Origin of the sequence: Flavobacterium davisii (assembly GCF_019565505.1) — a bacterium.
GTDB classification, from domain to species: Bacteria; Bacteroidota; Bacteroidia; order Flavobacteriales; family Flavobacteriaceae; genus Flavobacterium; species Flavobacterium davisii.
The window spans coordinates 2,025,457-2,045,867 of the sequence record NZ_CP067378.1; the positions used below are offsets into that span (position 1 = coordinate 2,025,457).

Here is a 20,411-nt window from a genome sequence, read left to right on the forward strand (position 1 = left end):
TAAAATCCCTTCCAAATATAACATTTAAAACTAATAATTATTTTTTTGCTAATTTTTCAGCCATCTTTAAAGCGTTATAGGCATTTACAATTTTACCTGATTTTGATATTTTGTCTAATGTAGTCGGTTCGCTATTTTCACCTGCTAAGGCAAAAGTATTGGTTAAAGGAATACCAGAGTCCATTATAATTTGTTTTACTTGAGCTGCTTTTAAAGATGGGTAAAAAGCCCTTATTAAAGCCGCTACTCCCGCTACATTAGGAGATGCCATAGAAGTACCTTGTAAATATTCATACTGATTATTAGGGACTGTTGCATATATTTTAACTCCTGGGGCAAAAACATCTACGTTAACTTTTCCATAATTAGAAAAATTAGCCATAACCTTAGATCCATATTCATAATTTAAAGCTCCAACGGTAATAACATTGTCCGCAAATTCAGGATTACTTCCTTCAGTATCATTAGGAAAATTAGGTTTAATATCAATGTTTTCCGCATCGTTTCCTGCTGCGTGTACAAAAAGAACATCTTTGGATGCGGCGTATTTAATGGCATCTTGTACCCATTCTTTATTAGGAGAAAAAGCTTTTCCAAAACTACCATTAATTACTTTGGCTCCATTATCTACTGCATAACGAATAGCTAACGCAATGTCTTTATCATATTCATCTCCGTTAGGGACAGCCCGTAATGCCATAATTTGAACGAATTCTGACGCTACACCATCTCCTCCTTTATTATTATTTCTAGTTTGTGCAATAATACCTGCTACATGTGTTCCGTGTTTACCACTCTCTTTTTAGGTCCTATAACATTATTATTACCATATTGTGTTTGGGTAATGTCATACGGATTGTCTCCTACAGGTTTACGTCCATTAAATTCAGTATTTAAATTATAATTTAATTGGTCATAAACGTAATCCTTATATTCTCCTATTTCAGTATCAAATTTGGTTTTATCACCTCCCATATTACTCAATACTTGACCAATAATATTTTGGGATTGAAGTAGGGTATGGTCAGTTGTTTTTATTGACTTGACATCTGCAAGTGTATAATTTTTCTTTTTAAAATATTCAGTAATGTTTTTATCCGCATTTATAATGGCATCTATTTGATTTTTTGAGGCTCTAATTCAGATTTTTTTTGGGTTAAAAGGGCTAAAGCATTTTCATACTGAGCTGAACCATCATTTCCTTTTTAACAATACGAGTTAATTCTAATTGTTCATTATCGGCATCTCCTAAAAAATTCCATCCGTGTATATCGTCAACATAGCCATTGTTGTCATCGTCTTTTTATTACACGGAATTTCTTTGGCATTTTTCCAAATAGCGGGTTTTAAATCTTCATGTTCTATATCAATTCCTGAATCGACAACTCCTACAATGATTTTGTTTGCTTTTTTACCTTTTAATAATTCAGCATAGGCTTTATCCACTCCCATTCCCGGAACGGTATCCTTAACAAGATCTAAATGACTCCAACGTTTTAAATCTGTTTCTTTTATAGGAGTCATTTTTAAAGGCATTTGATCAATTTTTTTAGGATCAATGCTTACAATTCCTTTTGGCGTACTACAACTAGCCATCATCATTCCTATAGCACCTGTAAAAGTTATCGTTTTTAAAATTCTCATAAATATAATTTTAGGCTGTAAATATCTTATTTATATTAATATAAAAAGTTGTTTTAACATTAGATTAATATATCGTCTAACTGAAATTTTTCTTTTAGTCGAATTCCCTTTTCTGTTTTTTCTACGGTTATGATCGGGTTATATGTGTCATGTTCTAACCATAAATAAAAGTTTTTTTCAGCAGCTATGTTTAAAAACTTTTCTTTTTCTGATAATGTTAACAACGGGCGAGTGTCATATCCCATTACATAAGGCAGCGGTATATGTCCCGCAGTAGCTAACAAATCTGCCATAAAAACGATTGTTTTATTTTTTATATTGTATATGCGGTATCATTTGTTTTTCAGTATGTCCATCAACATATAAAATTCCAAAGTTTAATTCTTCTGAAAAGCCATAGTCAGAATCAGGTTTGTTTAAAAATTTTAATTGACCACTTTCTTGTATAGGGATAATATTTTCACTCAAAAAAGACGCTTTTTCTCTCGGATTCGGTTTTGTAGCCCATTCCCAATGATTTTTATTAGACCAATATGTTGCTTTTTTAAAAGCAACTTCGTATCCTGTTTTATCCTTATTCCAATTGACAGATCCTCCACAATGATCAAAATGTAAATGGGTCATGAATACATCTGTTATATCCTCACGATGAAAACCATGTTTAGCTAATGATTTGTCCAAAGTATCGTCTCCCCATAAAGAATAATAACCAAAAAACTTTTCAGATTGCTTATTACCCATTCCTGTATCAATTAAAGTTAGTCGGTTTCCTTCTTCAATTAACATACAACGAGCTGCTATATCTATTAAGTTATTAGCATCTGCGGGATTGGTTTTATTCCAAATAGTTTTGGGTACAACTCCAAACATGGCGCCTCCATCTAATTTAAAATTACCTGATTCTATGGGATATATTTTCATACTGTTTAAACTTTAATTGTTATGTTTATACATGAAGTTATTGTTATTGTATGCTTGATTTTGAGAAGGTGTTTATATCTTTAGTTTGTGTCAAATATACTAAACCTATTGGAGTTTTTCTTAAAAATCTATTTACTTAAAAATCATTATTGGGAGATATTGTTGTGTAGTATGTTTTTCTGTTAATATCAAATTTTATATTTTGGATTGATTTCTAAAAAAAATCTAATTAATTAACTCAAGTTGCTACTTTAAAAGAGGTAAGGAAGAAAAATAAGGGTTAAGTAATTTTTTTGCGAACCAGAAGCAAAACCGATGTTAGTAAAAACAAAATTATATCATTTTTTGTTTAACTCAGATTACGCATTAGACTTCGTTGTGAAACAAAATTTTTCAATAAATTCAAGTGCTCACGGAAAATTTTAGAAGAAGAAATAGTGAACTATTTTGATGATTAAAATTTGAGTACATGCTTGAATTGGAAGAAAAATAAAGTGGAATAGATTTACTTCGTCTATTCGCTACGCTCGGGTCTAATGCGTAATCTGGGTTTAATTGATGATGTTTTAAAAGGCATTGATCATAAGAAAACACTAGAAGAGGCCTTCATGATGGTGAAATTATTTTAACTAGATTTCGTATTAGACTTCGTTCATATTTTTTATAATAGTTAAATTGTCTTGTTAAGTAAAGTGTTTCAATAATGTATCATAATTATTTTTTATTATAAAATTGATTACAAAAATGTTAGATATTATGAAAAAGAATTTTTATGTTGTACCTTTGTCATTAATTTAGACAAAATCAAAATAAGAAATGATAAAAGTTTCAGAATCAGCAAGTAAGAAAATCATGGATATGATGAAAGAAGACGGCTTTGATGCTTCAAAAGATTTCGTAAGAGTAGGGGTAAAAAGCGGAGGTTGTTCGGGCTTGTCTTATGAACTTAAATTTGATAAAGAAACCACTGAAAATGATAAGGTTTTTGAAGATAATAAGATTAAAATAGCTGTTGAAAAAAAATCATATTTGTATTTAATAGGTACCGTGCTCGAATACTCAGGAGGTCTTAATGGTAAAGGTTTTGTTTTTAACAATCCTAATGCGCAAAGGACTTGTGGTTGTGGAGAAAGTTTTTCTTTATAATTAAATCTAAAAATCAAAAAAAATAAATTTAAAAAAGTAAAGTATAATAAAGATATTCATTTTAGAATTGAAATATATACAATATTTAATATTTTAGATTAACGAGGATTAATTATTAGAGAGTCGTTCTATCCGTTTTAAACGATATGGCTGAATGATTTTAAGAAATAAATAAAAAGATATAATTCTATTTACGCATTTCAAAAAGTATAAGCTAGTAATATAAATTATATTTAATTATCTCTAGTTTGAAATTTTTAGTAAAAAAGTTATTCGTGAAAAAGAAGTAAAATACTAGAATTTTCATATAATCAGAGAATAACGTTAAATATTTTAATAATAAAAAGAATAAGGTAAATCAAAAAAATAAAAAGTTTAAAAACAAAAAGAGTAAGGCATTATGTCCAAGTTTTCATAGTTTTTTAGATTTTTTAAATTTTTATATTTTTAGATAAATTATGTCAAAATATACCGAAGACGATTTAAAAATAGAATTAGAAAACAAAGAGTACGAATACGGTTTTTATACTGACATCGAATCAGAAACGTTTCCTGCGGGTTTAAACGAAGAAATTGTTCGTGCTATTTCTAAAAAGAAAAATGAGCCAGAATGGATGACGGAATGGCGGTTAGAAGCATTTCGTATTTGGAACGAAATGGCAGAGCCAGAATGGGCAAATGTTCATTACGAAAAACCAGATTTTCAGTCCGTATCATATTATTCAGCACCTAAGAAAAAAGATAAATACAACAGTTTAGACGAAGTAGATCCAGAGTTATTAGAAACATTTAAAAAATTAGGAATATCAATTGATGAACAAAAACAATTGGCAGGCGTTGCGGTTGATATCGTAATGGATTCCGTTTCAGTTGCTACTACATTTAAAAAGACCTTAGCTGAAAAAGGTATTATTTTTTGTTCGATATCAGAAGCTATTCAGGAACACCCTGAATTAGTTCGTAAATATATCGGAACCGTAGTGCCAAAAACAGATAATTTTTATGCAGCTCTAAACTCTGCTGTTTTTTCTGATGGAAGTTTTTGTTATATCCCAAAAGGAGTTCGTTGTCCTATGGAATTATCAACTTATTTCCGTATTAACCAAGGCGGAACAGGTCAATTTGAAAGAACTTTAGTAATTGCAGATGAAAGCAGTTACGTTTCCTATTTAGAAGGTTGTACAGCACCTAGTCGTGATGAAAATCAACTACACGCAGCAGTTGTTGAATTAATTGCACTAGATAATGCTGAAATTAAATATTCAACAGTTCAAAACTGGTATCCGAGGTAATAAAGAAGGAAAGGGAGGGGTATATAATTTTGTAACCAAACGTGGTTTATGCGAGAAAAATGCCAAAATTTCCGGACACAAGTAGAAACTGGTTCTGCTGTAACTTGGAAATACCCATCTTGTATATTAAAAGGAGATAACTCAATAGGCGAATTTTACTCTATTGCAGTAACTAATAATTTTCAGCAAGCAGATACTGGAACCAAAATGATTCATTTGGGCAAAAATACCAAGTCAACGATCATTTCTAAAGGGATATCCGCTGGAAAATCACAAAATAGTTATAGAGGATTAGTACAAATTAGTTCACGTGCTGAGAATGCACGTAACTTCTCTCAATGTGATTCTTTATTGATGGGGAACAATTGTGGAGCACATACTTTTCCTTATATTGAATCCAATAACTCAACAGCAAAAATCGAACACGAGGCAACCACATCAAAAATTGGTGAAGACCAAATTTTTTATTGTAACCAACGTGGTATTCCTACAGAAAAAGCGATTGCATTAATTGTAAACGGTTTTAGTAAAGAAGTATTGAATAAATTGCCTATGGAATTTGCTGTAGAGGCCCAAAAATTATTAGAAATCTCTTTAGAAGGTTCCGTAGGATAATGAGTAATTCAGTAATTATAGTGGGGTCATCTCGTAAGAATGGTAATACGGCCAGAATTGCAGAAACAATCGCAAAGCAATATAAAATGGATGTGATTGATTTAAGTGATTATCAATTTTCTTATTATGATTATGAAAATAAGAATAAAACCGATGATTTTCTTCCACTAATGAAGCAAATTATAAAAAAATACGATACACTCCTATTTGCAACTCCAATATATTGGTACAATATGAGTGGTATCATGAAAGTTTTTTTTGACCGATTTTCAGATTTAATCCGAATTGAAAAAGATTTAGGCAGACAATTAAGACAAAAAAAAATGGCTGTGATATCGAATTCACATGATTTAGAAAAAGATTTAGATTATAACTTCTATATACCTTTTCAAAAATCAGCAGCATATTTAGGAATACAATATCTCGGAAATAAGCATATTAATGCAGATGATCCAAAAGAATTAAACGACATAGAATTAGCTTTTTTATAAAATAAAAACAAAATGCTTAAGATTAATAACTTACACGCTTCGGTAGAAGACAAAGAAATATTAAAAGGTATAAACCTTGAAATTAAAGCAGGAGAAGTTCACGCAATTATGGGACCTAATGGTGCTGGTAAATCAACACTTTCTTCCATCATTGCAGGAAATGAAAATTACCAAGTTTCGGAAGGTGAAATTATCTTAGATGGTGAAGAAATTTCAGAAATGGCTCCTGAAGAAAGAGCACACAAAGGAGTTTTCTTATCTTTTCAATATCCTGTCGAAATTCCGGGAGTTTCAGTGACCAATTTCATTAAAACAGCTATTAATGAAAAACGTAAAGCAAATGGTGAAGAAGAAATGCCTGCTAACGAAATGTTGAAAAAAATCCGTGAGAAATCAGAATTGTTAGAAATGGATAGAAAATTCCTTTCTCGTGCCTTAAATGAAGGATTTTCTGGCGGTGAAAAAAAACGAAATGAAATATTTCAAATGGCAATGCTAGAACCAAAAATCGCAATCCTTGATGAAACAGATTCTGGTTTAGATATTGACGCATTACGCATTGTAGCAAATGGGGTGAATAAATTAAAAAATGAAAACAATGCGGTTTTAGTAATTACACACTATCAACGCCTGTTAGACTATATTGTTCCAGATTTTGTTCATGTACTAATGGATGGTAAAATTGTAAAATCAGGCACCAAAGAATTAGCCCTTGAATTAGAAGAAAAAGGGTATGATTGGATTAAAAATGAATTAATATAACAGTCAGAAGTCTAAAGTCAAAAGTAAATTAAGATAATTTCAAATAAAAATTGATTTTAACAAATGAATTAGAAGAACATGTTTTTTAAATTCTTCTAATATTGCTGGAAATTTTGAAAGAAATACAGATAAAAAATGATCCTTTTTCTTTACACTGCTAAAGCCTTAGTAATAAAGTAAAATCATGATTATGTTTAACTTTTGATTTAGATTATATTAATGAAGATAACTTTAAAAGACGAGCTTTTAAAGTTTTAGAAACATCGAGGTTAATAAACGGATTTATTAAATATTTAGCAAAATAGGATAGTCGTTACGAACGTCTTTTGACTTTCGACTTTCGGCTTTCGACAGTTAATATGGATTTAAAAGAAAAATTACTTTCCTCTTTTATGGCATTTGAAGAGAAGGTAGATGTAACAACCGAATTACATGATCTTCGTACTTCAGCATTAAAGAATTTTGAAGCGAATGGTTTCCCCTCAAAAAAGAGGAAGCTTGGAAGTATACATCGTTAAATGCGGTACTAAAAAACGATTTTAGTATTTTTCCTAAAAAAGAAAATGCAGTAGAAATTAAGGATGTAAAAAAATATTTCGTTAACAATGTAGATACTTATAAATTAGTATTTATTGACGGTGTTTTTAGTACCTTCTTATCATCAACTACACATGATGGATTAGATGTTTGTTTAATGTCTTCAGCACTAACAAAACCAAAATATAAAATGGTTATTGATACCTTCTTTAATCAAATTGCGAGCAAAGAAGAAACATTAACAAGCTTAAATACAGCATTTGCTTACGAAGGTGCTTATGTAAATATCCCAAAAAGTAAAGTGGTTGAAAAACCAATAGAAATCATTTACTTTTCAACTGGAGTCGAAAGTGCCTTAATGGTACAGCCTCGTAATTTAATAGTAGTAGGCGAAAATGCACATGTACAAATTATAGAACGTCATCAGAGTTTACATGAAAATCCTGTTTTTACTAATTCAGTGACAGAAGTTTTTGCTCAAAAAAGAGCAATTGTTGATTATTATAAGATTCAAAACGATTTACAATCAGCTAACTTGGTAGACAATACTTATATTGCTCAAAAACAAGAAAGTCGAGTTTCCGTACATACATTCTCTTTTGGGGAAACATTACACGTAATAATTTAAATTTTTATCACCAAGGAGAGCGTATTGACTCTACTTTAAAAGGAATTACAATTATTGGAAATAAACAACATGTAGATCATTACACCTTGGTGCAACATGCACAACCCAATTGCGAGAGTCATCAAAATTACAAATGTATTTTAGATGATCAGTCAACAGGTGTTTTTAATGGAAAGATTTATGTTGAAAAAGAAGCCCAAAAAACAGATGCTTTCCAACAAAATAATAATGTTTTGCTAAGCGAAAAAGCCTCGATAAATGCAAAACCACAATTAGAAATATTTGCTGACGATGTAAAATGTTCACACGGATGCACAATTGGTCAGTTAGATGAAAAAGCCTTGTTTTATATGCAACAAAGAGGGATTCCTAAAAAGAAGCTAAAGCATTATTAATGTATGCTTTTACTAGCGAAGTAACCTCAAGCATTAAAATACCTGAATTAAAAGAAAAAATTGGAAAAATTATTGCCACTAAATTAGGTGTCAATATGGGTTTTGATCTGTAAAAAAAATACAAATACCCTTAAAAACAAATAACTAAAATTACATCAAGTATTTTTCTGAAAATATTAAACCCCGTTTCTAGCAAGAATAACTAAAACGGGGTTTTAAAAATGCCTTAATTTATACTTTTACAAAATAGCCCCTTTATAAGTATATTTATGATTTTTTATACTTTGTATCTACCTCAGCTGTTAATGTCTTTAAAAACGCTTCAATACTACTAATTTCTTGTTTTGATAAATCTTTATTGAGCTGTACCTTCCCCATTATTTTAATAGCTTCTGACAATGAAGCAACGGAACCATCATGAAAATAAGGATATGTTTTTTCAGCATTTCTCAAACTAGGTACTTTAAACATAAATTCATCACCTGTTTTTTTAGTCCTTTCAAAAACACCTTTATCTATTTTTTTACTATGTGTAAGTTTAGAATAGTCCCCATAAATTCCGAATTTTTGCATCATTTGCCCTCCTAAAGCAACCCCACTATGACACATTACACAATTATTATCCATAAAAGATTTCAGTCCTTCTTTTTCTGTATCGGATATTGCCTGTTCATCTCCATCTAAATAAGCATCAAATCTACTTTTAGGATGTAGTTTTCTTTCAAAAGCTCCAATTGCATTTGTTATGTTTAAAAAAGTAATAGGTTGTTTTTCATCTGGATAAACCTTCTTAAATAACATTATGTAATCTGATTTTTTACGTAATTTTTCTTCCAAAAACTCTTTATTTGGAATACTGTGTTCAATAGGATTTAACAAAGGTCCTCCTGCTTGTTCTTCTACATCCTTTGCCCTTCCATCCCAAAACTGCATGGAATGCAGGGAAGCATACAAAGAAGAAGGCGAATTTCTACCTCCCATTTTTTTGGTATCTCCTAAAGATAATGGTTTATTATCAACACCAAAATTTTCTAAATTGTGACAAGAGTTACAACTAATAGTTCCATTCTTAGAAAGCGAAGAATCAAAATACAATTTTTTACCCAAATTGATTTTTTCTTCGGGAATATTCTCTTCCGAAACTGTAGAAATTGACTTGAAAAAACGAGAAGATTGAATTAATAATTCACTCCTAGACTCTTTATTTTCAGTTGGTTTAGAGAAATCTTCTTGATGATCCTTTTTACAAGTGGTCAAAATTAGCGGAATTAAAAATACGATTTTTTTCATAAAAAAAATTTAGTTAATAGCAGGAAATTGTTTATCTCTATTAAAGCTTTTACCACTTTTTATTATTGATACAATTTCGTAGTTGTTTATTTTAATTTGTACCAAATTACTTCATTTTTATAACCAAAAAAATGATTTTTATCACTTGAAAATTAACCTCGAAAACTACACAAAGAATCGATAACTACAACTAAAAATAATTATCTTTGAGACCAAATAAAAAAGAATGATACTATCAATGACAGGGTTTGGAAAAGCAACATTACAATTGCCTACCAAAAAAATTACCGTTGAGATTAAATCCTTAAACAGTAAAGGTTTAGATTTAAATGTTCGTATGCCTTCTACTTATCGTGAGATGGAACTTGGCTTACGTAATCAAATTTCTCAAAGTTTAGAAAGAGGTAAAATTGATTTTTCATTATATCTAGAAGTAACAGGTGAAGAAACCACTTCTAAAATAAATGCTCCTATCATAAAGGCTTATATAGCCCAAATGAAAGAAATACTACCCGAAGCAGATCTTACTGAATTAATGAAGATGGCAGTACGTATGCCAGATGCTTTAAAAACAGAACGTGAAGAAATAGAAGAAACAGAATGGGCTGAAATTCAAAAAACTATTAGTGAGGCACTGATTAATATCAATCAATTTAGAAAAGACGAAGGACAAGCTCTTGAAAATGAATTTAAAACACGAATTGCTAATATTCAACAATTAATGGATCGTGCTGTATCTTATGATCCCGAACGCATAGAAACTGTAAAAACAAGGTTACGTACCGCTTTAGATGAACTTGAAGCAACTGTAGATGAAAATCGTTTTGAACAAGAATTGATATTTTATTTAGAAAAATATGATATTACAGAAGAAAAAGTTAGATTAGGAAATCATCTAGATTACTTTTTAACGACGTTAAATGGAAATGAAGCTAACGGACGAAAATTAGGATTCATCACGCAAGAAATGGGACGTGAAATTAATACAATGGGATCTAAATCAAACCATTCTGAAATGCAAAAAATAGTTGTAATGATGAAAGATGAATTGGAAAAAATTAAGGAACAAGTATTGAATGTTTTATAAGTAATGAGTAAAGAGTGATTAGTAAATAGCAAATCAAAACTAATCACTCTTCACTTTTCACTAATTACTAAATTATGAATAACGGAGGCAAATTAATCGTATTTTCAGCACCATCAGGATCTGGAAAAACCACTATTGTAAGACATTTATTAGGGATTGAAGAACTAAATTTAGAATTTTCAATTTCCGCAGCCACGCGTGAACCTCGTGGACAAGAAATTAATGGTAAAGATTATTATTTTATATCAATTGAAGAGTTCAAAAAGCATATTAAAGCGGAAGACTTTGTAGAATGGGAAGAAGTGTATCGTGACAACTTTTATGGTACTTTAAAAAAGGAAGTAGAACGTATTTGGGCTATGGGTAAAAATGTAATTTTCGACATTGATGTAGCAGGTGGGTTACGTATCAAAAAGAAATTCCCTGAACAAACATTGGCTGTTTTTGTGAAACCGCCAAGTGTGGACGAATTAAAACGTCGCTTAAAAGAACGTTCAACCGAAAGTGAAGACAAAATTAATATGCGTATTGCTAAAGCACACGTAGAATTAGCTACAGCACCACAGTTTGACACCATCATTAAAAATTATGATCTTGATGTGGCAAAGCAAGAAGCGTATGAATTGGTTAAGGAGTTTATATCCAAATAGTAATCAGTACTTAGTTCACAGTACTTAGTTCACAGTACTTAGTTTTTACAAAAAGTAATAAAACATTAAAAGAACACCTAATGAGTGGAGTGAATACTTACAAAGAACTAATTATTTGGCAAAAGGGAATCAGATTAGTAGTTCTAGTATATAAACTTACTGAAAAATTTCCCAGAGATGAGATTTATGCACTTACTAGTCAAATTAAAAGAGCATCAGTCTCAATTCCATCAAATATTGCTGAGGGTTTTGGAAGAAGAACTGACAAATCTTTTGGTCATTTTTTGAATATTTCCAGAGGTTCTTTAAATGAATTGGAAACACAAATATTCATAGCCAAAGAGTTAAACTTTATTACTGACGAAATTTTATTCGAAGAAGTTATTTCTTTAATAGAAGAAGAATCTAAAATGCTAAATGCATTCTCTAAATCACTTAAAGAGTTATAAATACTTGGTTACTTGTCCTGAGCAATACCATATACTGAACTAAGGACTAGGAACTAAGGACTAAGAACCAAAAAATGAAAATAGGACTTTACTTTGGAACTTTTAACCCCATCCACATTGGGCATTTGATTATTGCTAATCATATAGCGGAGCATTCTGATTTAGATCAAATTTGGATGGTCGTTACACCTCATAATCCTCACAAACAGAAAAACACTTTGTTAGAGGATTACCATCGTTTACACATGGTACATTTAGCAACTGAAGATTATCCAAAAATCAAGGCCAGTGATATTGAATTCAAGTTACCACAACCTAACTATACCGTAAATACATTGGCTCATTTACAAGAAAAACACCCAAATCATGAGTTTTCGCTGATTATGGGTGAAGACAATTTAAATTCGTTTCATAAATGGAAGAACTATGAGGTCATTCTTCAAAATCATGAAATCTATGTGTATCCAAGAATGAATTCGGAAATACTAGATAGTCAATTTGTGGCTCACCCTAAAATTCACCGAGTAGATGCACCTGTCATTGAACTATCCTCAACATTTATCCGTGAAAGTATTAAGAATAACAAAAATGTAATTCCCATGCTACCCAATAAAGTTTGGGGTTATGTGGAGCATAATTTGTTTTATAGGAAATAAATTAAGTAATAAAGAAAAAGGGGGTGATATTCACCCCTTTTTTTATTTAGATAACACTCTTATTGTTTTTTATAAATCGCATAGATAACATTTAATGTTTTTTGGTCTATAACCGAGTCGATTTCTGTTTTGATATAATGCAATTTAAACGCTTTGATTGCGGCACTCAAGTTTTTGGTATCATACCCAATTATGCGTAAAGCCATTTCGACATTAAAATCTGTAGGTGCTGTTTCTAATAGTGCATCTGGCCAGATTCCGAAACCTTTTTCAGCTAATAATTGCCAAGGAAATAAAGCACTAGGATCTACTTTCCTAGTTGGAGCAATATCAGAATGACCTATGAAATTTTGTGTAGGAATATTATAGTCTTTCTTTAATTTTGTTAATAGAGCTAATAAGCTATTGATCTGTTGTTCTGAAAAGGGTTTAAGTCCATTGTTGTCAAGTTCAATCCCAATAGAAGCAGAGTTGATGTCGCTATTTCTTCCCCAAGTTCCACTGCCTGCATGCCATGCTCTTAAGTAATCATTTAGCATTTGTACCACTTTTCCATCTTCTGCGATTACATAATGTGCACTAACTTGTGTACTTGCTAATGTGAAGGTTTTCAATGTTTGTCTTAAAGAATCTTGTGCGGTGTGATGTATAATTACAAAATTTGGTTTCCTTAGATTAAAGTTTACTGTTCCAATCCATTCTGTCGTTACATTTTCTGACGCAGTTGGGTTAAATTTAGAGATAGAATCCTTTCGGGTTTTAATTTGTTTCGTGTAAAGCGTGTCCAAAGAAGTGGTGCTAGTCTCTACTTTTTTTAGGGTAATAGCTTTTTTTTCGGCTAGTTTTTGCTGTAAAACTTTTAGTTGTTGCGTGTATATTTTATTGCTTTCCTTATAAGGATTAGTTCCACATGAACTTATAAGTAAGCCCAAAGTAATACTAAGTAAAAGTTGTTTGTACATTTGTAAGTTGATTAGTTGTTATAGCTAGTATGGCTTCTTTTATTTCTTTTTGAATCCTACTGCAATAATTTTTTTGTAAATATATTTTTGATCTGGATTTAATAACTCTAGTGTTTTTGGTCGGTATTTTAAGAGATTACTTTAATACCCTCGCTTTTACTTTCGTTAGAACCTTTTTTTAGAATTACGTCCGCGTATTTAGACTTTGGATCAAAATGTTTTTAATAACAATCTCTTGCAAAGCATCCAAATTCATTTCTGTTTTAAGATTTTCCATTACTCTGCTAGCCGTTTCTTCACTAGAGGACGGTTTTAGAGTGCTTTGTGTAGTTTTAGGCTCATTTGGTTTATTAGGCTCATTCTTTCATTGTTGCCATATCCATTATTGAATTTTGCCCAATTAGTTTAAGTGAAAACAAAGTGAATCTTAAAAAAGATAAAAATTGAATCTTTTGTATTGCGATTGATTTATAAATTCAAATATACTAATTAAATAAAATCTGAACCAATTTGTTCCTAATAATTTTTTGAACTTTTCTCTGTCTATTTCTATTTTATTTAATTTTCCTAAAAGTCAAACTCATTCTGCCTTCTAATGAAATTTTCTATATACAGGATTCCTTCCATTGATTTTATTTGTAATTATTAACCAGAGATGCACAGATATTCAATTTTCAAATGATATAACTTTATTTCACCTTATTTGAAAACAATCCTAGATTAACAAAGTAATTCGCATAATATTCGTAATGTGACTTCTCCTTTTGTCGAAGTGACAAATAAACGATTAATTATTACTTATTGAATATCTCTTGCATTTGTGCATCTGTGGTTAAAAACTTATTATTTGATTCGGCTTCTAATCTCGCTTAAACTTTGGTCGATTGTCAATTTCCCATCACGAAAAACCTCTTTTAATTCGCCTTGTTTTTCTTCTTCCCAAGAAACTTGATCTATTAACTGATACGTTCCGTTTTCTAAAACGACTTTCATTAATCCTTTAGCTGATTTTTTAGTACCGTCATCTGTAATTGGATCTTTGAAAATTTCGCGTCCTTCGCCGTTTACTTCGCCATAAGTAGCTTTCATTGCAAAACCAAAGGTATCGCGGGTGTTATATTGATAGGTATAAGAGCCAATTCCTAACACGACATTAGTTGAAGCAAACCCTTTTTGTTTTAGCTTTTCACAAATTTGAGTGGCTCTTTCAACTGTAATGCTATCGCCATATATAGCGCCAATTTGTGCTGCTAATTCTTTATACCCTTTGGCATTGGTCGTTCCTCCAAAAACATCCCAAAGTAATTCTACTACTCCTTTGCGTTCTTGTTCGGTTTTTCCATCAGGGTTACCGCATAAAATTAGTACTGGATTCCCGCTATCAGGTCGGATGACTACTTTACCTTCTCTTGTTAATATCGTTTCTTTTAGTCGAGGCATATAATCGGTTAAAACTTTCCATAAATCCCAAGTATCTGAAACGATGGATACAATTCCTTTAGGGTAAATTTCGCAGATTAAACGTTGGAAGGTTTCAAACTCGCCTTCGGTTGTTCCCATACACATTACAGAATGCTCTGTTGCTGCTACGGATCCTCCCACTAATTCAGCATCGGAGTTGGCATTATAATAGGTTTCCAATGCATCTATCGCTGGTATGGTATCAGTTCCTGTAAAACTTAACAAGTGACCCATTCCTGAAATCACCGCCGATTCTATTCCGCCCATTCCTCTCATTGAAAAATCGTGTCCTTGCCAATCGACAAATTCGGGGATGGAAGATGTTTCTTGCGCATAAGCACCTAATACTTTTCTGTATTGTTTAGCAATAGTTGCAGAGGTACAAGGCAACCAAACCACGGCAGATAATAGGGTTTCGAAATAATTGGTCAACCAAAAGAATTCGGATTTGGTGTTGTACATCGTGAACATTGGCACACGAACAGGTACGCTCACTCCTTCGGGTAGGGCTTTGAAAACCATTGGGATGTAACCTAAATCGTGTAGGTCTTCGATGTGTTTTGTACCGACTTGGTTTTCGCCTAAGTAGTTGTTGATACGTCGGGCGTAACGCGACACCACAGTTTCTTTGGGTTGGTTGAAGAAATTGGTTTGAAAATCTTCAATAATGTATTTCTTGATGAAATACTGTAAGCCGAAAAATACGACTTCGTTTACCCCTTCTATTCTGGATTTACGAGGCGTCCAGTTGGAATATACTAAAGTGGTGTTGTTTGGGTACTGACGACGGTGATCTACTTTGTAGCCGTCTGTTAATAATAATGGGTTCATATATTCTTTTATAAAATTAAAAACTTCTATAAACTTTGTGCTTGTACTTTGTGTGACATTGTGTAACCCAAAAACAGTTACACAAAGTGCACTAAGTTTTTCACAAAGTTACACTAAGGGGCGTTTAATTCCTCCCTCTTTCATTTGGGTATAACTCCCACACGATATCACTTTGCCAAAACTCTTTCGTAGCAACATCCATACAGGTTAATTTTCCTGAAAAACCAGCTCCAGTGTCGATATTCCAAACATTGCAACCTTGCATAGGAACATCAACATCATAATTTAGTGTAGGTGTATGTCCAATAAAGATTTCGTGGTAATGCAATAATCGCTTTGGGAACAATTTGGAATCTTTTTTAATTCGTTTGTCCATTGTCAATGCCATTTCCCAAAGGGTTCTGTCAAAACAAAAATCCAATCGGTTTTCTTCTTTTTCTACTCCGTGCATAGAGGTGAAACCTGCGTGAATGTAAAGTCGGTTATCCTTGTCGATGTGGTATTCTTGGAGATTTTGATAAAAGCTCTTGTGTTCAGCGGAAGCTAGTAAACCTGATTGGATATAACTCTGAATGGTTGCTTTTCCACCGTGTTCTTCCCAAACTGGGTTTGATACTCCCAAGTTTAACCAACGTCCGCACCACAAATCGTGATTTCCTTGTATAAAAACACAATGATATTTTTTACTTAATTGGATAAGATATTCTACGGTTTGGGCAGATTCACTCCACCCATCGACGTAATCACCAAGAAAAATTAATTTATCAGTTGGAGTAATTCCTACTTTTTCTATCAATTGTTCTAAGGCGCGAAGTCCTCCGTGTATATCGCCAAAAACTAGTGTTCTCATCGCTGAATATATTTTGGTGGTACTTCATCGGTTAGCCAAACGCCATTTTCGGAACAATAAAACAGATAACCATCGTTTACCATTTGGTGGGTATTAATTTTTAAAATGATCGCTGCTCCTCTACGGCTTCCTACTTTGATTGCAGTTTCTTTGTCTTTGCTTAGATGTACGTGTTGCCGACTCATCTTCTGCAATCCGTCTTTTAAAATGGTGTCCATAAATTTAGCTACAGTCCCGTGATATAATTCATCCGGTGGGGTTTGTGGTTGAAGTTCTAAATCGACTGAAATGGAATGTCCTTGATTGGCTCTGATTTTTGTTAAATCTTCATTGAAGGAAAATCGTTTTTTGTCATTGGTTTCAACAACATATTGAAGTGTTTCGAAATCCAATGCTTTCCGATTTTTGTTCGATTTTGTAATGAGTTCTTCTACATCTGCCCATCCGTTTTCATCTAACTTTAGATGTATGGTTTCGGGTGAATGTCTGAGAATTAGACTCAGGAATTTGCTTATATTTTTTATTTCTTTTTCGTTCATTGTAATTTTATTTTTTGTTACACAGAGTTGTACAAAGTTTTTTCACGAAGTCACACAAAGTTTTTTTTAAAATTCTGTGAATCTCTGAGTTATTTCTCTGTACTTCTCTGTGGTATTTAATTTTTATAATTCAACTTTTTAGGTTTTTAATTTACAGTATTCCCATTCAAAATATCCTTTTTCATTTTCCCAATAGGCATCAAATAAATAGGTACTTTGATGTTGTAATGCGTACTCCATTTTTGATGGCATCGATAATTTGTTCGTTGGCGTAGCGTGATGAAAAATGCCCTAAAATAACTTCTCCGACTTCAATTTCTGCGATCATTTGCATTACTTCTTCCAGTGAGCTATGTTGGTTTTTGTCATTTTTAGTGACTTGCTCTTCTTTGGTTAAAAAAGTGGCTTCGTGAATTAAAACTTTTGAACCGTTATACCGTTGGTAATCCGTTACAGGGGTGTCGCCTGAATAGGATAGAAGTAGTGATTTTTGTTCCTTGAATAGTGCTGTTTCTCCTTTTTGTATTCGTAATTCTTTTAATTCATTAGCCGAACAAGCTAAAAATTCCTGTTTCAGTTTCTTTTTGGTTTCCCAAACTTTGTAACTCAAACTTTTATTTTCACCATTGGGTGTATAAATATGTTCGTTTTTATGGCTTCGACTACTAATTTTTCTTTTAAGGTTACCAATTCCTTAGCTTCAATGCCTATCCATTGGGTGCCCTTTTGATTGCGGATCAAAATTTGCTGTAAACGTCTCCAAAAACGGGAAAGATTTACAATCTTTTGGATAATAAATCGTTGGTTTATTATACCCATACATTTGATTGAATGCTAATAAACCCGTAAGATGATCCCTGTCTGGATGCGTAATAAAGAGATTTTTGAACTTTCCGCACTTTCCCATCAAGCCAGAAACGAGTCCGTCGCCTGCATCAAAAATAATTCCGAGTTCTTCTATGGCATACCAAGTGGCAAATAATGCAGTAGAATAGCCGTGTATGGTGAGTTTCATTTTACTATATTGTATTTTGCAATTAATTGAATAAATTCAGTATCATCTTTATAATTTCCCCAATCATCATCATTTAAAATGTGCTTAATAGAAACTGATTTATTTTTTAACACTTCTTCAAGGTATTTCAATGCTTCTTTTTATTGTTCTCTAACGCATAGCAACAAGCAAGATTATATGAATTTTTGTTATTTAGATTATAAGCTTCTTGAGCATTTTTTTAGCTTCCTTCAAGTATTTATCTTTTTGGTGAAATTGAAAATTTCTATTAGTGTAGCTGAATAACTATTTAAAACTTCAAATCTTCTATTATCTATTTTTAATGCTTCTTCAAACTTTTGAAGGCTTAATTTATAGATCTCAATATCTCCTTTAATTTTCGCTATCTTTGAAAATGTCAATCCCAACAATTGATAAGCTGATGAATTAATAGAATTAAATTTTAATGCCTGCTCACACTTCTCAATCACATCTTCTAGTGAACTTTCATTGTTTTTAGCCAATTTATATAACGCAAAACCCCAATTAACATAATCTATATCGCTTATATATTCTTCATCATCTTTCCTTTTTGTGAAGCAAGTTGGATTACCTTGTCATATGCTGAAACACTTTTAGTTAAATAATTATCATCATCTTGTTCTTCCCCTATTTTTTGATAAAAATTTGCCAAATTTCTATGTGCCAAGATAAAGTCAGGTTTAACTTTTAGAGCTTCTTCTAATTTTTCAATACTTTCATTCAAAAGCTTATTGTCATTTTTTAATATTGCTAAGTCAAAAATAGATACAGCTAGATTATTTAAAATTTTATGATTATTCATTGAATATTTTTCATAATATTTCATAAGAGCTTTTTCATAGATTTTTATACTTTCTTGATATACTTTTTGAACTTTTAAGCCTTTAGCTAGACTATATAAACTTAAACCCCAGTTAAAATAAATTTCATAATTATTATCATTTAAGCCTGTAGCAATTTTAAATTTATCGATGCTTATCTGAAGCTGTATGTTATCTTTTGTTTCTTTAAATTTTGTTCCTTCAAAAGTTCCCCACCTATAATATAAATTTGACAATAAAGGCTTTAAATTTTCATAACTTCTTTCTACTAATTCTTTAAAATGTAAAGTTTCATCAAACTTATTATTTAAAATGGCATCATAGATTTTACCCTCTAATTCAAATTCCTCAGCTTTCTCATATTCTTCAATTGCATTGTTCGTAATTTCTTTATTTCGATCTAATCTATTTTTAAAAAAATCAAAATTTTGAATATAATTTTTTTCTGTCATTTTATATTCTTCAACATCTTTAATTTTTTCAATAACACTTGATAAATAGGTAAAAGGTCTATTGATAATTTCTGGTGTTTTCAATTTTAATTTAGAATGTAAATCCAGAAAAAAAGTATCTGAATCGTAACCAGAAATCAAGTATGCATTTTTATTAGGTGCATTTAGCAATTGATTCTTTACCTTCTCATTCGGTTCATTTTCCTTATAACCTACCCAATACAATTCATTATCAAAACTTTCAAATTTTGCTATTTCGTCTAACAACTCATCCTCACCACTGTAACCAATGATTATCCACGTTCGTTGATTACAAACCATACGGAATAATGAAGGAACAATATTTTTAGTTTTGTCAAGTTCTCCTTTTGAATTTAATAACCATTGACCAAAATGTTGACCGTGTAAATAGGTTATAGATTGCTTTTGAAAATTAGTTGTAGTAAATTCATTACCGTGTGTTATATCATAAACGGGTGGAATTTTATTAAACAATATTGATGCTTTCAATAACAAATCATCAAAATTTGGCGTAAATACATAATCTACATACCCCTCTAATAATAATTGTGCAAGAAAGATGTGCGTTACATTCAATTTAACGTTATCATTATTTATATAGTTTGAAAAAAGTTCTCTACGTTCATCAGCAGACAAAGCACTCATCAATTCGTAATAGCTTAATTCTTTACTTTTATCTATTCGTTTTATTAAAGGCTTTTCTTTATATTTTTCCAATATGTCTTCAATAATCTTACCTGTAAGTGGTATTCCTGCTGAGGCAGATGCTCCTGCTCCTATAAAAACTATCGGCTTTGGTTTACTTGAATTAGGTTTTATTTCATTCAATATATAAACTAAATCATCAATATCGCGCTTTATCATTTGTTGTGTTT

17 protein-coding genes and 4 pseudogenes are annotated in these 20,411 nt (G+C 31.4%); 9 read left to right on the top strand and 12 right to left on the bottom strand.

Annotated features, from left to right (window positions below):
- Positions 1-37: 37 nt before the first annotated feature.
- A pseudogene (locus JJC05_RS09790) lies at positions 38-1,644 on the bottom strand (S8 family peptidase).
- 59 nt (positions 1,645-1,703) lie between these two features.
- Positions 1,704-2,565, bottom strand: a pseudogene (locus JJC05_RS09795) (MBL fold metallo-hydrolase).
- Between the two features lie 816 nt (positions 2,566-3,381).
- On the opposite strand from JJC05_RS09795, the gene JJC05_RS09800 reads away from it, so the two are divergent.
- From JJC05_RS09800 to sufD, 5 genes and pseudogenes are all read left to right on the top strand, one after another.
- Positions 3,382-3,711: a HesB/IscA family protein gene (locus JJC05_RS09800; protein ID WP_088392893.1), complete on the top strand. Its 330-nt coding sequence runs from the start codon at positions 3,382-3,384 to the stop codon at positions 3,709-3,711.
- Positions 3,712-4,169: 458 nt separating this feature from the next.
- A pseudogene (gene sufB / locus JJC05_RS09805) lies at positions 4,170-5,618 on the top strand (Fe-S cluster assembly protein SufB).
- Complete coding sequence (locus JJC05_RS09810; RefSeq protein ID WP_105195594.1) at positions 5,618-6,109, top strand: flavodoxin family protein; 492 nt, start codon at positions 5,618-5,620, stop codon at positions 6,107-6,109. Before sufB ends, JJC05_RS09810 begins: the two are co-directional and overlap by 1 nt.
- 12 nt (positions 6,110-6,121) lie before the next feature.
- On the top strand, positions 6,122-6,871 hold the full coding sequence (gene sufC, locus JJC05_RS09815) for a Fe-S cluster assembly ATPase SufC (protein WP_235877322.1): 750 nt from the start codon (positions 6,122-6,124) through the stop codon (positions 6,869-6,871).
- 359 nt (positions 6,872-7,230) lie between these two features.
- Positions 7,231-8,544: pseudogene (gene sufD, locus JJC05_RS09820) on the top strand (Fe-S cluster assembly protein SufD).
- Positions 8,545-8,698: 154 nt separating this feature from the next.
- On the opposite strand, the gene JJC05_RS09825 reads toward sufD, so the two are convergent.
- Positions 8,699-9,721, bottom strand: coding sequence for a cytochrome-c peroxidase (locus JJC05_RS09825; protein ID WP_105195597.1), 1,023 nt, complete (start codon positions 9,719-9,721; stop codon positions 8,699-8,701).
- 226 nt (positions 9,722-9,947) lie between these two features.
- On the opposite strand from JJC05_RS09825, the gene JJC05_RS09830 reads away from it, so the two are divergent.
- From JJC05_RS09830 to nadD, 4 genes are all read left to right on the top strand, one after another.
- Positions 9,948-10,808 carry a YicC/YloC family endoribonuclease gene (locus JJC05_RS09830; protein WP_105195598.1) on the top strand — a complete coding sequence of 287 codons (861 nt, stop codon included), beginning with the start codon at positions 9,948-9,950 and terminating at the stop codon, positions 10,806-10,808.
- A 74-nt stretch (positions 10,809-10,882) separates the two neighbouring features.
- Entirely contained in the window at positions 10,883-11,458 is a 576-nt protein-coding gene (gmk, locus tag JJC05_RS09835; RefSeq protein WP_105195599.1) for a guanylate kinase, read from the top strand.
- An 80-nt stretch (positions 11,459-11,538) separates the two neighbouring features.
- Complete coding sequence (locus JJC05_RS09840) at positions 11,539-11,907, top strand: four helix bundle protein (protein ID WP_105195600.1); 369 nt, start codon at positions 11,539-11,541, stop codon at positions 11,905-11,907.
- 74 nt (positions 11,908-11,981) lie between these two features.
- Positions 11,982-12,563 (top strand): nicotinate (nicotinamide) nucleotide adenylyltransferase, encoded by a 582-nt coding sequence (nadD, locus tag JJC05_RS09845; protein ID WP_105195601.1) that lies wholly within the window; start codon positions 11,982-11,984, stop codon positions 12,561-12,563.
- A 59-nt stretch (positions 12,564-12,622) separates the two neighbouring features.
- On the opposite strand, the gene JJC05_RS09850 is transcribed toward nadD, so the two are convergent.
- The 9 genes from JJC05_RS09850 to JJC05_RS09885 form a co-directional block, all read right to left on the bottom strand.
- Positions 12,623-13,525 (bottom strand): N-acetylmuramoyl-L-alanine amidase, encoded by a 903-nt coding sequence (locus tag JJC05_RS09850; protein ID WP_235877323.1) that lies wholly within the window; start codon positions 13,523-13,525, stop codon positions 12,623-12,625.
- 843 nt (positions 13,526-14,368) lie between these two features.
- The gene (locus tag JJC05_RS09855; RefSeq protein WP_235877324.1) at positions 14,369-15,817 is read right to left on the bottom strand and encodes a nicotinate phosphoribosyltransferase; all 1,449 of its coding nucleotides are present in this window, start codon (positions 15,815-15,817) and stop codon (positions 14,369-14,371) included.
- Positions 15,818-15,941: 124 nt separating this feature from the next.
- Positions 15,942-16,667: a metallophosphoesterase family protein gene (locus JJC05_RS09860; RefSeq protein WP_235877325.1), complete on the bottom strand. Its 726-nt coding sequence runs from the start codon at positions 16,665-16,667 to the stop codon at positions 15,942-15,944.
- On the bottom strand, positions 16,664-17,206 hold the full coding sequence (locus tag JJC05_RS09865) for an RNA 2'-phosphotransferase (RefSeq protein ID WP_127823306.1): 543 nt from the start codon (positions 17,204-17,206) through the stop codon (positions 16,664-16,666). The genes JJC05_RS09860 and JJC05_RS09865 overlap by 4 nt, the downstream gene beginning before the upstream one ends.
- A 199-nt stretch (positions 17,207-17,405) precedes the next feature.
- Positions 17,406-17,816, bottom strand: coding sequence for an MBL fold metallo-hydrolase (locus tag JJC05_RS09870; protein ID WP_235877326.1), 411 nt, complete (start codon positions 17,814-17,816; stop codon positions 17,406-17,408).
- Positions 17,817-17,906: 90 nt separating this feature from the next.
- Entirely contained in the window at positions 17,907-18,221 is a 315-nt protein-coding gene (locus JJC05_RS09875) for an MBL fold metallo-hydrolase (RefSeq protein WP_127823302.1), read from the bottom strand.
- Positions 18,218-18,352: a hypothetical protein gene (locus JJC05_RS17215; RefSeq protein ID WP_258928497.1), complete on the bottom strand. Its 135-nt coding sequence runs from the start codon at positions 18,350-18,352 to the stop codon at positions 18,218-18,220. Before JJC05_RS17215 ends, JJC05_RS09875 begins: the two co-directional genes overlap by 4 nt.
- A gap of 99 nt (positions 18,353-18,451) precedes the next feature.
- A complete protein-coding gene (locus JJC05_RS09880) occupies positions 18,452-18,724 on the bottom strand; it encodes a hypothetical protein (protein ID WP_235877327.1) in 273 nt (90 codons plus the stop codon).
- Between the two features lie 41 nt (positions 18,725-18,765).
- Entirely contained in the window at positions 18,766-20,400 is a 1,635-nt protein-coding gene (locus JJC05_RS09885) for an SIR2 family protein (RefSeq protein ID WP_235877328.1), read from the bottom strand.
- Positions 20,401-20,411 lie beyond the last annotated feature (11 nt).

What these genes read in the sequence shown, in the direction of transcription:
- JJC05_RS09800 (WP_088392893.1), top strand. Translation starts at nt 3,382, where the DNA reads ATGATAAAAGTTTCAGAATCAGCAAGTAAGAAAATCATGGATATGATG.
- JJC05_RS09810 (WP_105195594.1), top strand. Translation starts at nt 5,618, where the DNA reads ATGAGTAATTCAGTAATTATAGTGGGGTCATCTCGTAAGAATGGTAAT.
- sufC (WP_235877322.1), top strand. Translation starts at nt 6,122, where the DNA reads ATGCTTAAGATTAATAACTTACACGCTTCGGTAGAAGACAAAGAAATA.
- JJC05_RS09825 (WP_105195597.1), bottom strand. Translation starts at nt 9,721, where the DNA reads ATGAAAAAAATCGTATTTTTAATTCCGCTAATTTTGACCACTTGTAAA.
- JJC05_RS09830 (WP_105195598.1), top strand. Translation starts at nt 9,948, where the DNA reads ATGATACTATCAATGACAGGGTTTGGAAAAGCAACATTACAATTGCCT.
- gmk (WP_105195599.1), top strand. Translation starts at nt 10,883, where the DNA reads ATGAATAACGGAGGCAAATTAATCGTATTTTCAGCACCATCAGGATCT.
- JJC05_RS09840 (WP_105195600.1), top strand. Translation starts at nt 11,539, where the DNA reads ATGAGTGGAGTGAATACTTACAAAGAACTAATTATTTGGCAAAAGGGA.
- nadD (WP_105195601.1), top strand. Translation starts at nt 11,982, where the DNA reads ATGAAAATAGGACTTTACTTTGGAACTTTTAACCCCATCCACATTGGG.
- JJC05_RS09850 (WP_235877323.1), bottom strand. Translation starts at nt 13,525, where the DNA reads ATGTACAAACAACTTTTACTTAGTATTACTTTGGGCTTACTTATAAGT.
- JJC05_RS09855 (WP_235877324.1), bottom strand. Translation starts at nt 15,817, where the DNA reads ATGAACCCATTATTATTAACAGACGGCTACAAAGTAGATCACCGTCGT.
- JJC05_RS09860 (WP_235877325.1), bottom strand. Translation starts at nt 16,667, where the DNA reads ATGAGAACACTAGTTTTTGGCGATATACACGGAGGACTTCGCGCCTTA.
- JJC05_RS09865 (WP_127823306.1), bottom strand. Translation starts at nt 17,206, where the DNA reads ATGAACGAAAAAGAAATAAAAAATATAAGCAAATTCCTGAGTCTAATT.
- JJC05_RS09875 (WP_127823302.1), bottom strand. Translation starts at nt 18,221, where the DNA reads ATGAAACTCACCATACACGGCTATTCTACTGCATTATTTGCCACTTGG.
- JJC05_RS09885 (WP_235877328.1), bottom strand. Translation starts at nt 20,400, where the DNA reads ATGATAAAGCGCGATATTGATGATTTAGTTTATATATTGAATGAAATA.